The organism is Agrobacterium sp. OT33, from assembly GCF_017313365.1.
Taxonomy (GTDB): Bacteria; Pseudomonadota; Alphaproteobacteria; order Rhizobiales; family Rhizobiaceae; genus Agrobacterium; species Agrobacterium rhizogenes_A.
This window is the reverse complement of sequence record NZ_JAFLMZ010000007.1, coordinates 335,390-349,330: the sequence shown is the minus strand read 5'-3', so window position 1 is coordinate 349,330 and position 13,941 is coordinate 335,390. Positions and strand designations below refer to the sequence as shown.

Annotated in this window: 10 protein-coding genes; 4 read left to right on the top strand and 6 right to left on the bottom strand. The window is 60.7% G+C overall.

The window, feature by feature from the left end; translation table 11 throughout:
* Positions 1-8: 8 nt before the first annotated feature.
* The 4 genes from JZX88_RS18465 (at position 9) to trxA (ending at position 7,873) form a co-directional block, all read left to right on the top strand.
* Positions 9-746, top strand: coding sequence for a nucleotidyltransferase family protein (locus JZX88_RS18465; protein WP_174030760.1), 738 nt, complete (start codon positions 9-11; stop codon positions 744-746).
* The gene (addB, locus tag JZX88_RS18460) at positions 743-3,928 is read left to right on the top strand and encodes a double-strand break repair protein AddB (protein WP_206914372.1); all 3,186 of its coding nucleotides are present in this window, start codon (positions 743-745) and stop codon (positions 3,926-3,928) included. The genes JZX88_RS18465 and addB overlap by 4 nt, the downstream gene beginning before the upstream one ends.
* On the top strand, positions 3,918-7,475 hold the full coding sequence (gene addA / locus JZX88_RS18455; RefSeq protein WP_206914371.1) for a double-strand break repair helicase AddA: 3,558 nt from the start codon (positions 3,918-3,920) through the stop codon (positions 7,473-7,475). The genes addB and addA overlap by 11 nt, the downstream gene beginning before the upstream one ends.
* A gap of 77 nt (positions 7,476-7,552) precedes the next feature.
* Positions 7,553-7,873, top strand: a complete 321-nt coding sequence (trxA, locus tag JZX88_RS18450) for a thioredoxin (protein WP_065114451.1) — start codon at positions 7,553-7,555, stop codon at positions 7,871-7,873.
* 48 nt (positions 7,874-7,921) lie between these two features.
* Here the strand turns inward: trxA and JZX88_RS18445 are convergent, their stop codons facing one another.
* From JZX88_RS18445 to JZX88_RS18420, 6 genes are all read right to left on the bottom strand, one after another.
* Positions 7,922-9,301: a folylpolyglutamate synthase/dihydrofolate synthase family protein gene (locus JZX88_RS18445; RefSeq protein ID WP_174033119.1), complete on the bottom strand. Its 1,380-nt coding sequence runs from the start codon at positions 9,299-9,301 to the stop codon at positions 7,922-7,924.
* A gap of 86 nt (positions 9,302-9,387) precedes the next feature.
* Complete coding sequence (gene accD / locus JZX88_RS18440) at positions 9,388-10,284, bottom strand: acetyl-CoA carboxylase, carboxyltransferase subunit beta (protein WP_065114449.1); 897 nt, start codon at positions 10,282-10,284, stop codon at positions 9,388-9,390.
* Positions 10,285-10,311: 27 nt separating this feature from the next.
* A complete protein-coding gene (trpA, locus tag JZX88_RS18435; protein WP_065116081.1) occupies positions 10,312-11,151 on the bottom strand; it encodes a tryptophan synthase subunit alpha in 840 nt (279 codons plus the stop codon).
* Between the two features lie 4 nt (positions 11,152-11,155).
* Positions 11,156-12,376, bottom strand: a complete 1,221-nt coding sequence (trpB, locus tag JZX88_RS18430) for a tryptophan synthase subunit beta (RefSeq protein ID WP_065114448.1) — start codon at positions 12,374-12,376, stop codon at positions 11,156-11,158.
* A gap of 1 nt (position 12,377) precedes the next feature.
* Positions 12,378-13,040, bottom strand: coding sequence for a phosphoribosylanthranilate isomerase (locus tag JZX88_RS18425; protein WP_065114447.1), 663 nt, complete (start codon positions 13,038-13,040; stop codon positions 12,378-12,380).
* Positions 13,041-13,142: 102 nt separating this feature from the next.
* The gene (locus JZX88_RS18420) at positions 13,143-13,910 is read right to left on the bottom strand and encodes a M48 family metallopeptidase (RefSeq protein WP_142858377.1); all 768 of its coding nucleotides are present in this window, start codon (positions 13,908-13,910) and stop codon (positions 13,143-13,145) included.
* Positions 13,911-13,941 lie beyond the last annotated feature (31 nt).

Here is a 13,941-nt window from a genome sequence, read left to right as displayed (position 1 = left end):
TGACCACGATGACGATCAAAAACGCGATGGTGCTGGCCGCCGGGCTTGGCACGCGGATGCGCCCGATCACCGATACGATCCCGAAGCCGCTCGTCAGAATCGCCGGCAAACCGATGATCGATTACGCGCTCGACGCCCTTGTCGAAGCCGGGGCCGAGAAGATCGTCGTCAATGTGCACCATCATGCCGATCAGATGATCGCCCACCTCGGACACCGAAACGACGCGGAAATCCTGATCTCCGATGAACGCACGCAGCTGATGAATTCCGGCGGCGGCCTTGCAAAAGGCCTGAAGCTTCTGGAGCCCGGCCCGGTCTTCGTCATGAATGCCGATCTCTTCTGGATCGGCGAGCAGCTGAATGCCGTCAGTAATCTGCGCAAGCTTGCACAATTCTTCGATCCGGCCCGCATGGATATGGCGCTGCTCTGTGTCGATATGGACCGCACCACGGGCCATAATGGCAAGAGGGATTTCAACCTCTTCGAAGACGGAAAACTGGCGCGTTATCGCGATGCCGACCCGAAGCCTGTGGTTTACGCGGGCGCCATAGCCATGGATTCGCGCCTGCTTGACGACGCACCGGCAGATGCCTTCAACCTCAATATCTATTTCGACCGCGCCATAGAAAAAGACCGGCTTTTCGGCCTTTCGCTGGATGGCCACTGGATCACAGTCGGCACGCCGGACGCCATAGAAGATGCAGAAAACATCATCCGGCAATTCAGGGAAAAACGCTCTGCATGACGCTCACCCACCACGCAAAGCGCGTCCTGACGATCGCCGCGGGAACACCGTTCCTCAAAACGCTCGCGGAAACGCTGTGTGACGGGAGACTGACAGCCGATTATAGATATGATCCAGCCGATCCGCTTTCACTGGCCAAGGTGACGATCTATGTGCCGACGCGGCGCTCGGCCCGCGTGCTGCGCTCCGAATTCGTCGATCTTCTCGGCGGCCGGTCCGCCATTCTGCCACTAATTCGGCCACTGGGCGAAACGGATGACGATAGCGGCTTTTTCGATATCGAAAATCCCAAGATCATGGACCTCGCACCGCCGATTTCCGGCACCGGCCGGCTGGTCGAACTCGCACGTCTCATCCTGGCTTGGCGCAACAGCCTGCCGGACGCCATCCGGGCTATCCATCTGGATTCACCGCTCGTCGCTCCCGCCAGCCCCGCCGATGCCATATGGCTGGCGCGTGCGCTCGGCGAGGTGATCGATGCCATGGACACGGAAGAAAAGGACTGGGAGGCGCTACAGCATCTGGATACCGGCGACCACGCGCAATGGTGGCAGCTGACGGCGGATTTCCTGAAGATCGCCAGCGTCTTCTGGCCCGCTCGTCTTGCCGAGCTCAACCGGTCGTCCGCCGGCCGGCATCGCAACGCCATCCTGCGGGCGGAGGCGAACCGGCTTGCCAATTTGCCGGATACGGGACCGGTCATCGTCGCAGGGTCGACGGGCTCCATTCCTGCGGCAGCCGATCTTATCGCCGCCGTTGCCGCCCTGCCCCAAGGCACTGTCGTGCTTCCGGGGCTCGACCTTGCCATGCCGGAGGAGCAATGGCAGGCGATCGCCGAAGACCCTACCGATCCTTCGAGCCGCACGCATTCGCAATACGGGCTTTATATGCTGCTGCAGAAGCTCGGTATCCTGCGCGACGACGTGGTTCAGATCGGCGCCATCGACCACGATCTCGAAAAACGCGCAGCCGTGTTTTCTGCCGCACTCGCACCGGCCAAATCCACCAGCGACTGGAACCGTTGGCGCGAAGACAGGGAACCCGGCTTTTTCAACGCGGCTTTCGCAACGGCCACATTGATTGAAGCCGCCAACGAGCGCGAGGAGGCAACCGCCATAGCCGTGGCGCTCAGGCTGGCGCTGGAGGCCCCGGGCGCGGAACGTCCTTCACAGGCGGCATTGATAACACCCGACCGCGGACTGGCGCGGCGCGTGGCAACCGAGCTGCAGCGCTTCGGCATCGAGGCGGACGATTCCGCTGGTACACCACTTTCCGCCACACCGCAGGCGGGGCTGACACAATTGGCACTGGAGGCAATCCTCAGGCCGGGAGACCCGGTGCCGATCATTTCGCTTTTAAAACACCCCCTCGCCCGCTTCGGGCTCTCCGCGGATGCTTTCGCACGGGCAGCGAAAGCGCTGGAGCTGATCGCGCTGCGTGGCGGCAGGGTCGAGACGGGGATCGGCGATCTGGAAGCGGTTCTCGACGCGCAGCTTCTGGCGCAGCGCGATGACCGGCACCCCCCCGCCTGGCGGCTGGCGCTGCCGGAGGCCAGCGCGGAAGCCGCGCGCGATCTGGCACGGCGGATCGCCGTTGCGACCGAACGGCTTGGCTCTGCCTTTGTCCGTCGGGATCGATCCGGCCGCGCCTTCACCGACAAACTGGCACTTTCCGATTGGGCAGAGCGGACAGGCCGCGTGATCGAAGCCATCTGTGCGGATGATACCAATGATCTGGCCGCGCTCTGGTCCGGTGAGGCGGGAGACAAGCTCTCCAGCCTCTTTGCGGAACTGATGGAAAGCGGTGAAATCCTCGATGCGGACGGACCGCAATGGATCGATATTTTTGCGGCGCTGGTGGCCGGTGAATCGATCAAGCCGCGATCCATGCGCCATCCGCGTATTTTCATCTTCGGTGCGCTTGAGGCACGGCTGCAGAGCGTCGACACCGTCGTCATCGGCGGTCTCAATGAAGGGCTCTGGCCGGGCCAGACGGCGAATAATCCGTTCCTGTCCCGCACCATGAAAACCGCCATCGGGCTGGAGCCGCCGGAACGTCGTATCGGCCAGCTGGCGCATGACTTCGAGATGGCCAATGGTACGCGACAGATATTCTATACCCGTGCGCTCAGGCAGGGCTCCACACCTGCCGTCGCTTCGCGCTGGCTGCAACGGCTGCTGGCTCTGGGCGGTGAGGATTTTGCCGGAGAACTGAAGAAACGCGGCGAGACCTATCGGCATTGGGCCGGCCTGATGGATGAAAGCATCGATCAGGAGGCCGCCAAGCGCCCTGCGCCGAAACCGCCGGCCGCTCTGCAGCCGACGCGCTATTCCTTCAGCGAAGTGGGACGGCTGCGGCGCGATCCCTATTCGATCTATGCGCGGCGCATTTTGAAGCTCGATCCACTCGATCCGTTCAACCGCGATCCCAACGCCGCCGACCGCGGCACGCTCTATCACACGATTATCGAGCGTTATTCCCGCGAGGGGCATATTCCCGGCACACCGGCTTCGCTTGAGGCGATGCAGCGCATTCTGGACGAGTGTTTCGATGCGGAGAACCTGCCCCCGCATGTGGATGTCATCTGGCGGCCACGCTTTGCAGCGGTGGCCCGCGCCTTCATCGACTGGGAGAAGGAACGCCATCCAGCCATTCGCCACAGTTTTTTTGAAGCGCGCGCCGGACAGGAAATCACCGAGGCGGGCATAAGACTGACCGGCATTGCCGACCGGATCGACATCAAGACCAACGGTCAGGCGGATATTATCGACTACAAGACCGGGCTTGCGCCATCCGTCAATCAGGCGCGCGCGCTGCTCGACCCGCAGCTCGCGCTGGAGGCGGCGGCACTGATGCGCGGTGCCTTCCGCGAAGCCGGATCACCCACGCCTGAAAACCTTATCTATGTACGCCTGCGGCCGGGCGAGCGCTTCTTTGCCGATCAGGTCAATAACGAACATTCCAGCCGAAGCGGCAAGAAACCACCAAAATCAGCCATTGAACTGGCGACCGAATCGATCGAACAGCTCGCCAGGTTCGTCCGCTCGCTGCGCGAAGGCGAGAATGGTTTTGCCTCACGGCTGGTGCCGGAAGAGCAGCAATCCTATGGCGGGGAATATGATCACCTCGCCCGCGTTTCGGAATGGTCGACGGCAGAACCGGGAGACGGCGATGACGATTGACCCCTTCGACGCCGGCCCCGCCGCTGACACGCCTGAGAGCTGGATCGACTGGACCAGCGCCCGGCAGCGGCTTGCCTCCGATCCGTCGAGCTCCGCCTGGGTGTCCGCCAATGCCGGCTCGGGCAAGACCCATGTGCTGACCCAGCGTGTCATCCGCCTGCTTTTGGCCGGATGCCGTCCCTCCGCGATCCTCTGCCTCACCTATACCAAGGCTGCCGCGTCGGAAATGTCGAGCCGTGTCTTCGACCGCCTGGCGGAATGGGCTACTTTGCCGGATTCGGATCTTAAGGACCGTATCACCGCCATTGAAGGAAGAGCGCCAGATCGCATCAAGCTTGCGGAAGCGCGCAGGCTGTTCGCCAAGGCGCTGGAAACGCCCGGCGGCCTGAAAATCCAGACCATCCACGCTTTCTGCGAGGCGCTGCTGCATCAGTTTCCGCTGGAGGCCAATGTCGCCGGTCATTTTTCCGTACTCGACGACCGGGCCGCAACCACCCTCCTGGCTGAAGCACGCCGCTCGCTTCTGACGGCGGTTTCGACGGAGCGCGATGCGGAACTGGCCCGGTCGCTGGCCTATGTGCTCGATCTCGCCGACGAAAGTGGGCTGGAATCGCTGCTCTCCGCCATCATCGCCAATCGCAGCGCCCTTCGCGGTTTTCTGCTCGACGCCAAACAATCTGGCGGCATTGATGCCCGGCTGCGGCAGGCGATGAAGATCGCAGATGGAGAGACCGAAGAAACGGCAGCGGCGGCCTTCTGGCCCTTGCCCGGCCTCTCCGGGCTCGCACTCGATACCTATCTGACACTTGCAGACGAGGTCGGCGGATCGCGTGTCATCGATGTCGCTTACGCCCTCAGGGAGGCGAAACGGCAGTCGGACCCGGTGCGGCGGATGGAATTCATCGAGGCCGCACTGCTGACGGCCAAGGGCGAAAAGAAATCGGATACCTATGTCATCAACAAGGGCATGCAGAAATCCGCTCCTGATCTTGTCGACGCATTGACGCTGGCGCGCGACCATGTGGTTGCCTGCCGCAACCGCTACCGCCTGGTGCGGATGCTGGCGGCGACCAAATGCGCCCTTATTCTGGCCGAACGGCTGATCGGTGATTTCGAGGATTTGAAAAAGCAGCGCAGCCAGCTCGATTTCGAGGATCTGATCGAGCGCGCCGCCAATCTGCTCAACCGCGATACGGCGGGTGCATGGGTGCATTACAAGCTCGATCAGGGCATCGACCATATTCTCGTTGACGAGGCACAGGATACGAGCCCGGTGCAATGGTCGATCATCCAGTCGCTGGCGGCGGATTTCTTCACCGGCGAAAGCGCCCGCATGGGGCAGCGGACGCTGTTTGCCGTGGGTGATGAAAAACAGTCGATCTATTCCTTCCAGGGTGCGCGGCCGGAACGGTTCTCGCAGGAGCGCGACGAGACCAAAAGGCGCGTCGATTCGGTGGAGCAGGCCTTTCACCGCATCCGCCTGCCGCTTTCTTTCCGCTCCACGGAAGATGTGCTGGCCGCCGTCGATCAGGTCTTCTCGATCCCGCAAAATGCCAGCGGCCTCAGCGCCGATAATGAGCCGGTGGAGCACCGCTCGAACCGCGCCGGCCATCCCGGCACCGTGGAAGTCTGGGACATGGTGGCGCCCGAAACCACTGAGGACGAAGAGGACTGGACGGCACCTTTCGATGCGCTGCGCGAAAGCGCGCCGTCCACCATCGTCGCGCGTCGCATCGCCGCACGCATCGCCGACATGATCGGACGTGAAACCATCATTGAAAAGGGCGTGGAGCGCGCTGTCGAGCCGGGTGACATTCTGGTGCTGGTGAGAAAACGCCATGCTTTCGTCAATGCGCTGACCCGTGAACTGAAGCGGCGCAAGAATATTCCCGTTGCCGGCGCCGACCGTCTTCGTCTGACAGACCATATTGCCGTGCAGGATCTCCTGGCGCTCGGCCGGTTCGTGGTACTGCCTGAGGACGATCTGTCGCTTGCCGCACTCTTGAAAAGCCCGCTTTTCAACCTGACGGAAGATGACGTCTTCGAGATAGCCGCCGCGCGAACCGAGACGGAGAGCGTGTGGTGGAGGCTGCAGATGCTTTCACAGAAAGAAAATAGCCACCTTTCCGTCGTTACCGGCAAACTGCAAAACTTCATCGCGCTCTCTAAAACAGCCACCGTGCATGACTTCTTCGCGGCGGTTCTGACGCTGCATGACGGGCGCAAGAAGTTTCTCGGAAGGCTTGGCAACGAAGCAAGCGACGTTCTGGATGAATTCCTGTCCTTTGCACTGGACCACGAAAGAACGGGGCTGCCCGGCCTGCAGGCCTTTCTTTCCGTTCTGGAGACCGATTCGCCGGAAGTGAAGCGCGAGCAGGACAAGGATCGCGGCGAAGTGCGCATCATGACCGTGCATGCCTCCAAGGGGTTGGAAGCGCCGGTCGTTTTTGTCGTCGATGGCGGCTCGAAGGCCTTCAATCACAGCCATGTGCCGAAACTGCGCTTCATCGAGGCTGGCGAAGACACTTTCCCTGTCTGGCTGCCCGGCAGCGGCTTCTCCAACCATCTCATCCGCTCCGATGAAGAACGGCTGAAGACGGCTGCGGAAGATGAATATCGCCGGCTGCTTTATGTGGCGATGACCCGTGCCGCCGATCATCTGGTCGTCTGCGGTTATCGCGGCCAGAAAGAAAACCCCGAATGCTGGCACGCCATCGTCAAGACGGCGCTTGCAGACAATCAGGACCATTGCCGGCCGCACGTATTCGTGGCCGATGGCGAAGAGTGGCAGGGGCTTGTGTGGCGCAAGTCCGAGCCTCGTCCGGCATCCACCCCGCAAATGTTGCCGGAGACGCAACAGGAGGAGAACCACGCTCTTCCGGCGGGGCTTCTCGCCCCCCTGCCGGCCCTGCCCGCTCTGCCAAGACCGCTCAGCCCTTCCGGCGCAGGCACCATCATCGATGATGGCGCGGACGATCTGGCTGTACGTTCACCGTTGTTCGGAGAAAAAGCGGAGGCATCCGGCCTTGCCTTGCAGCGCGGCCGGCTGGTGCATCGCATGCTGCAGGCCCTGCCGGATTTTACGGAGAATGAGCGCGAAGAGGCAGCCCGCCGTTATGCGGAGCGGGCAGCCCGTTTCTGGCCCGCTGCCGAGCGCGAGCATTTGATACAGGCGGTTTTGCGGGTTCTGTCCGAACCGGCGGTGCAACCGGCCTTTTCCGCCAACAGCCGTGCGGAAATATCGATCATGGGCACGATGACGATCGGCAGGCAGCAATATGCCGTCTCCGGCCGCATCGACCGGCTGGCAGTGGAAGGCAACCGCGTCATTCTTGTCGATTACAAGACGAACCGCGTTCCCCCACGTGAAGCACGCGAGATCCCCTTCTCCCATGTCGCGCAGCTTGCGATTTATCGTGAAATTCTGGCGCCGCTCTATCCCGGCAAGGAATTTGTCTGCGCGCTGATCTATACGGAAAATGCCGCTTTTGTACGGGTTGACGACGATGCCATGGCGGAGGCCCTTGCCGCAATAAAGACAAAGTGAGATACCGGGGCATTGAAATTCCGTCGCGCCCGCATCACATCGATAGCGGAAAAGTTTAGCTGAAAGGAGAGCCAGATATGGCTACCGTAAAAGTCGATGCCGCCAACTTCCAGTCCGAAGTCCTTGAATCCGCCGAACCCGTCGTAGTGGATTTCTGGGCTGAATGGTGCGGCCCGTGCAAGATGATCGCGCCGAGCCTTGAGGAAATTTCCTCCGAGCTCGCCGGCAAGGTCAAGGTCGCAAAGCTCAACATCGACGAAAACCCGGAACTGGCCGCCAAGTTCGGCGTTCGCTCCATCCCGACGCTTGCCATGTTCAAGGGCGGCGAAGTGGCTGATATCAAGGTTGGCGCTGCTCCCAAGACCGCGCTTTCCGCCTGGATTTCCAGCGCCGCATAGGTGCTGTCTTATGGAATTGAAAAAGCCCGGCGATAACGCCGGGCTTTTTTATTGGGGAACCGTGCCGTTCAGGGCGAGCGCGTTTCCGGCAAGATAAAGCGATCCGCCGATGAGAATGCGTGGTGGTGGTCCTTCGGGATCGACACGGCGCGACAGCTCTTCCAAAGCGTGGGTGAGCGACGATGTCGGGGCTGCCACCAGTCCCGCGTCGAAGGCCGCGTGGGCGAGCACGACGGGATCGATCGCCGCATCGGTGCCACCGATCGGCACGGTGAACACATATTCGGCGATATCGGCGAAGGCCTTGAAATAACCCACCGGATCCTTGGTGTTGATCATGCCGGCAATGATGAACAGCGGGCGTGGCGTCTTTTCCTCAAAACCCGCCATGGCCTCGGCAATGACTTCGCCGGCACCCGGATTATGACCGCCATCGATCCAGATTTCTGCACCCTTCGGCGCCATATCAGCGATTTTGCCAGTCAGGACGCGCTGAAGACGGCCGGGCCACTCCACGGAGGTCATGGCCCTCTCGATCATCCGTTCCGTCACCTCGAAACCGGCAGCCTTGACGGCACGGATCGCGGCAGCGGCATTGGCAAGCTGGTGACGGCCGGGAAGCCGCGGCAGCGGCGCATCGGTCAGGCCAAATTCATCCTGATAAACCATGCGGCCAAATTCCTCATGGGCGGAAAAATCCTGTCCATAGACGGAAACGGGGCAGCCAAGCCGCTCAGCAGTGGCGACGAGCGTTTCCAGCGCCGCATCATATTCCTGATGACCGATGACGACGGGAGAGCCCTTTTTCATGATGCCGGCCTTTTCAGCGGCGATCAGTTCCACGCGGTCACCTAGATAAGCCTGATGATCCAGCGAAATCGGCATGATGACGGAGACGGCCGGATTGTTGATCACATTGGTGGCATCGAAGCGTCCACCTAGACCAACCTCGACGATGGCGGCGTCGGCGGGCTGTTCCGCAAAAAGCACGAACATCGCGGCCGTCAGGATTTCGAAAACCGTGATCGTCTGACCAGCATTGGCGGCTTCAATACGGCGCAACGCGTCCGCGAAAATGTCGTCTTCGACATAACGACCTTTATCACCGGCGACGCCGATACGATATCGCTCATGCCAGTTCACCAGATGCGGCGAGGTATGGACATGAACGGAAAGCCCTGCCGCCTCGAGCAGGGCACGGCAAAAGGCCGTCACCGAACCCTTACCATTTGTGCCTGCAACGTGGATAACAGGTGGCATCCTGTTCTGCGGATTGCCGAGTTTTTCGAGAAGACGGGAAATTCTGTCGAGCGAAAGATCGAACCCCTTGGGGTGGAGCTGCATCAGCTCTTCAATGATCTTCTCGGCCTCACTGATCGCGGGCTTCGTCATGTCTTCCGTTCGCCTTTCAGGCGTTTTGCTTGCCATTTGTCCGCCGCACCAAAGATGAAATCATGCAACGTATAGCATCATCCCGAAGGCAGTTTATGCCTTCGGGCGACATATTTTTTTCCTCAGGCCGAAGCGGCCAGCGGGACGACCGCATTTGCAGTCTCAGCAGGCGCTTTGGTCATGATCTTGAGCAGATTGGCCAGAGTGTCGGGGATTTCGCGGCGGTCAATCACCATGTCCACCATGCCGTGTTCCAGCAGATATTCCGATGTCTGGAAGCCTTCCGGCAGCTTTTCGCGAATGGTCTGCTCGATGACGCGCTTGCCTGCGAAACAAATCTCAGCGCCGGGTTCGGCGATATGCACATCGCCCAGCATGGCGTAGGAGGCCGTGACGCCACCCGTCGTGGGGTTTGTCAGAACCACGATATAGGGCATGCCGGCTTCTTTCAGCATGTTCACCGCAACGGTCGTGCGCGGCAGCTGCATCAGCGAAAGAATGCCTTCCTGCATGCGGGCGCCGCCGGAGGCCGGGAACATGACCAGCGGGCAACGCTCGGAAATGGCGCGCTCGAAGGCCTTGACGATAGCTTCGCCGGCGGCGATGCCGAGCGAACCGCCCATGAACTGGAATTCATGCACGACGGCCACGATCTTCAGGCCCTTCAGCAGGCCGACGCCGGCGAGGATGGTGTCTTCCTGCTCGGTCTTCGCACGGCTGTCGCGCAGGCGGTCGGTATATTTTTTGGAGTCACGGAACTTCAAGGGGTCCTGCGCCACCTTCGGCTGCGGCAGGGCCTCATAGACACCGTCGTCAAATAGATCGACAAGGCGTGCCTTGGCCGGCATCTTCATATGATAGCCGGAAGCGGGGATGACCCACTTGTTGTCTTCCAGATCCTTGTGGAAGACCATTTCGCCCGTTTCCGGGCACTTGATCCACAGGTTCTCCGGAACCTCCGGGCGGCGGCCAAGCATGGAATTGATCCGCGGCCGAACGTAATTGGTGATCCAGTTCAACTGTCTACTCCTGACTGGGCCGCGCGCCTATTCCGCAGCGGCAAGGCGCGATGCACGCACGCCCGTTGAAAGTCCTTTTACCAGCGTCGTGACGGCCGGCACGGTATCGGCGGTCGCCTTTCCGTCCCTGGTCAGGCTGCCGGCGATCTGGTTGACGATGGCGGAACCGACCACCACGCCATCCGCCACGGCGCCGATCGCCTTGGCATGATCGGCCGTCTTGACGCCGAAACCGACACACACCGGCAGTTCCGTATGCGCCTTGATACGACCGACAGCGCCCGAGATCAACGAGGGATCGGGAAGTGCTGAACCGGTGATACCGTTCATCGAGACGTAATACACGAAACCTGAGGTATTTTTAAGGACGACAGGCAGACGCTTGCCATCCGTCGTCGGCGTGGCGAGACGGATAAAGTTGATGCCGCGTGCAAGCGCCGGAATGCAGAGCTCATCGTCCATTTCAGGCGGCAGATCGACGACGATCAGACCATCAATGCCGGCCGCCAGTGCGTCGTCCAGAAACTTTTCGACGCCGTAAATATAGATCGGATTATAATAGCCCATCATCACGATGGGCGTCGCATCATCACCCTTGCGGAACTCGCGGGCGAGATCGAGCGTGGTCTTCAGCGTCTGGCCGCCCTTCAGCGCGCGCTGGCCGGCCAGCTGGATGGCCGGACCATCCGCCATCGGGTCGGAAAAGGGCATGCCGAGTTCGATAACGTCGGCGCCCGCTTCCGGCAACGCCTTCATGATGCCGAGCGAGGTTTCAAAATCCGGGTCGCCACCCATGAAATAGGTAATCAGGGCCGGGCGATTTTCAGCGCGCAGATCGGCGAAGCGCTTGTCCATACGTGCAGTCATGATCTTATACATCCATTCCAAGGAACTTGCTGACGGTGTGGACATCCTTGTCGCCACGGCCGGAAAGGTTCATCAGGATGATCTCATCCTTGCCCATCTTCGGCGCGCGCTTGATGACTTCGGCCAAGGCGTGGCTCGGCTCGAGAGCCGGAATGATGCCTTCGAGGCGGGTCAGCATCTGGAAGGCGTCCAGCGCCTCATGGTCCATGATCGGCACATATTCCACGCGACCGATATCGTTCAGCCAGGAATGTTCAGGGCCGATACCGGGATAATCGAGGCCTGCGGAGATCGAATGGCCTTCCTTGATCTGACCGTCCTCATCCTGCAGCAGGTAGGTGCGGTTGCCATGCAGCACGCCCGGCGAACCGGCAGTGATGGAGGCGCAATGCTCGTCGCCCGAAAGACCCTTGCCGCCGGCTTCGACACCGACGATGCGGACATTCTTGTCATCGAGGAAAGGATGGAAGATGCCGATAGCGTTCGAGCCGCCGCCCACGGCTGCCACGACCAGATCCGGCAGGCGGCCTTCCGCCTCCAGCATCTGCGCCTTGGCTTCCTCGCCGATAACGGCCTGGAAGTCGCGGACCATTTCCGGATAGGGATGCGGGCCGGCGGCCGTGCCGATCAGATAATAGGTATCCTCGACATTGGTGACCCAGTCGCGCAGGGCCTCGTTCATGGCATCCTTCAGGGTGCCGTGGCCAGCCGTGACCGGCTTCACCTCGGCGCCCAGAAGCTTCATGCGGAACACATTCGGAGCCTGACGGGCGACATCGGTCGCGCCCATGTAGACGACGCAAGGCAGGCCAAAGCGTGCGGCAACGGTTGCCGAGGCAACACCATGCTGGCCGGCGCCGGTTTCGGCGATGATGCGGGTCTTGCCCATGCGCTTGGCCAGCAGGATTTGGCCGAGGCAATTATTGATCTTGTGCGAGCCGGTGTGGTTCAATTCTTCGCGCTTGAAATAGATCTTCGCGCCGCCGAGTTCCGCCGTCAGGCGTTCCGCAAAATAAAGCGGGCTCGGGCGACCGGTGTAATGCGCGCCGAGGTGCTTGAGTTCGGCCTGAAACTCGGGATCGGTCTTGGCCTTGTCCCACTCCGCCTGCAAATCCAGAATGAGCGGCATCAGCGTTTCGGCAACGAAGCGACCTCCATAAATGCCGAAACGGCCGTCCTCATCGGGACCAGCGCGAAAAGAATTGGGTGTTGGCGCGTCGTTCACTTCAAGCTCCCTTTGGGCCTTTCGACCAATCATTCACCACATCGAAAAATGCGTCGATCATCGACAGATCCTTGACGCCCGGCGCGCTTTCGACACCGGACGATAAATCTAGTCCGCTTGCCCTGGTCTCCGCCAGCGCCTCGGCGACATTGTCCTTGTTCAATCCCCCGGAAAGCATGTAATCCACACTTCCGTCAAGTGATCGCAGGATGGTCCAGTCGAAGGAGACGCCGTTGCCACCCGGAAGCTCGGAGCCGGCGGGCGCCTTGGCATCCAGCAGAAAACGGTCGGCTATTCCAATATAGGGGTCGATTTTGGCAAGATCAGCGGCGTCGCGAATGGAAATCGCCTTCATGACAGGCAAACCATAAAGCGCCTTGATGTTCAGCAGCCGTTCCGGGCTTTCATTGCCATGCAGTTGCAGGATGTCCGGTTTGACGAGATCGACGATTTCATCGAGATAATCATTATCGGCATTGACGGTGACGGCGACCACCCTGGCGGCGCCACGGGCGGCTTGCGCCAGCCTTCCGGCAATATCGGGCTCGACGTTGCGCGGGCTTTTTTCAAAGAAAATAAAACCGACATGGGACGCGCCGCGCCTGACGGCGCGCTCCAGCGCTTCCGGTGTCTTCAATCCGCAAATCTTGATATCCGGTTTCATACCCGCGACCTGACATGAAATGCGACAAGAGTCGAGCCAAATCGCATGCATTCCCGATGGAATGTTTCACGTGAATCCAGATGGCGATCCGCGCCGCAGGTTTCAATCGAAATCGATGGCGTGAAGTTTGGAACCGTGGCGTTTCAACCAGTCCTTGGCCTCATCGGTGTGTGGGCAAAGCTTTTCGCACAAAGCCCAGAATTTCGGGCCGTGGTTCATTTCGCGCAGATGCGCGACCTCATGGGCGGCGAGATAATCGATGACCTTTTCCGGGGCCATGACGATGCGCCAGGAAAAGCTCAGATTTCCATCATGGGAACAGGAGCCCCAGCGGCTGCGTGTATCCTTCATGCTGATGGACCGCACCGGCCGACCGGCCGCGCGCGCATGAACGGCAACCAGTCGCTCCAGATCGGCCTTCGCTTCCTTTTTCAGGAAAGCCGCGATCCGTCTTTTCAGATGCTCGGGCGCGCCGCTCACTTTCAGAACGGACACGCCATCGGCGTCTTTCGCGATGTGGGTCAGCCCCCGCAGGCTGCCGGTATGGTCGATGCGATGGGATACGCCACGAATATCGATGGTGGCGCCGGGACGCAAACCGTCATCGGGGCTGAATTTCAGAAGCTTGCCTTCCAGCCAGCCCTGATGCCTCTCCAGAAAATCATCGACCTGGCGGTGATGCAGACCCATCGGGATCGTCAGCTTCAGCGCCCGGCCGCCCGGTTCGATGCGCAACGTAATGCGTGTCGCACGCGGGTTTTCCCTGACCGTGATCGGCACCTGACGGCCAGCCACCGCAACGGTGCGCTGGCTCGGCGCGACCTTCTTTGGCGCCGGCGACGTCAGGGATTTTCTGAGGAGCGAAAACATGGACCCTTCATAGCCGATTCGTCCGTCGCTT

Coding starts and splice junctions, on each gene's coding strand:
- addA (WP_206914371.1), top strand. CDS start 3,918: ATGACGATTGACCCCTTCGACGCCGGCCCCGCCGCTGACACGCCTGAG.
- JZX88_RS18465 (WP_174030760.1), top strand. CDS start 9: ATGACGATCAAAAACGCGATGGTGCTGGCCGCCGGGCTTGGCACGCGG.
- trxA (WP_065114451.1), top strand. CDS start 7,553: ATGGCTACCGTAAAAGTCGATGCCGCCAACTTCCAGTCCGAAGTCCTT.
- JZX88_RS18445 (WP_174033119.1), bottom strand. CDS start 9,301: ATGGCAAGCAAAACGCCTGAAAGGCGAACGGAAGACATGACGAAGCCC.
- trpA (WP_065116081.1), bottom strand. CDS start 11,151: ATGACTGCACGTATGGACAAGCGCTTCGCCGATCTGCGCGCTGAAAAT.
- addB (WP_206914372.1), top strand. CDS start 743: ATGACGCTCACCCACCACGCAAAGCGCGTCCTGACGATCGCCGCGGGA.
- JZX88_RS18420 (WP_142858377.1), bottom strand. CDS start 13,910: ATGTTTTCGCTCCTCAGAAAATCCCTGACGTCGCCGGCGCCAAAGAAG.
- JZX88_RS18425 (WP_065114447.1), bottom strand. CDS start 13,040: ATGAAACCGGATATCAAGATTTGCGGATTGAAGACACCGGAAGCGCTG.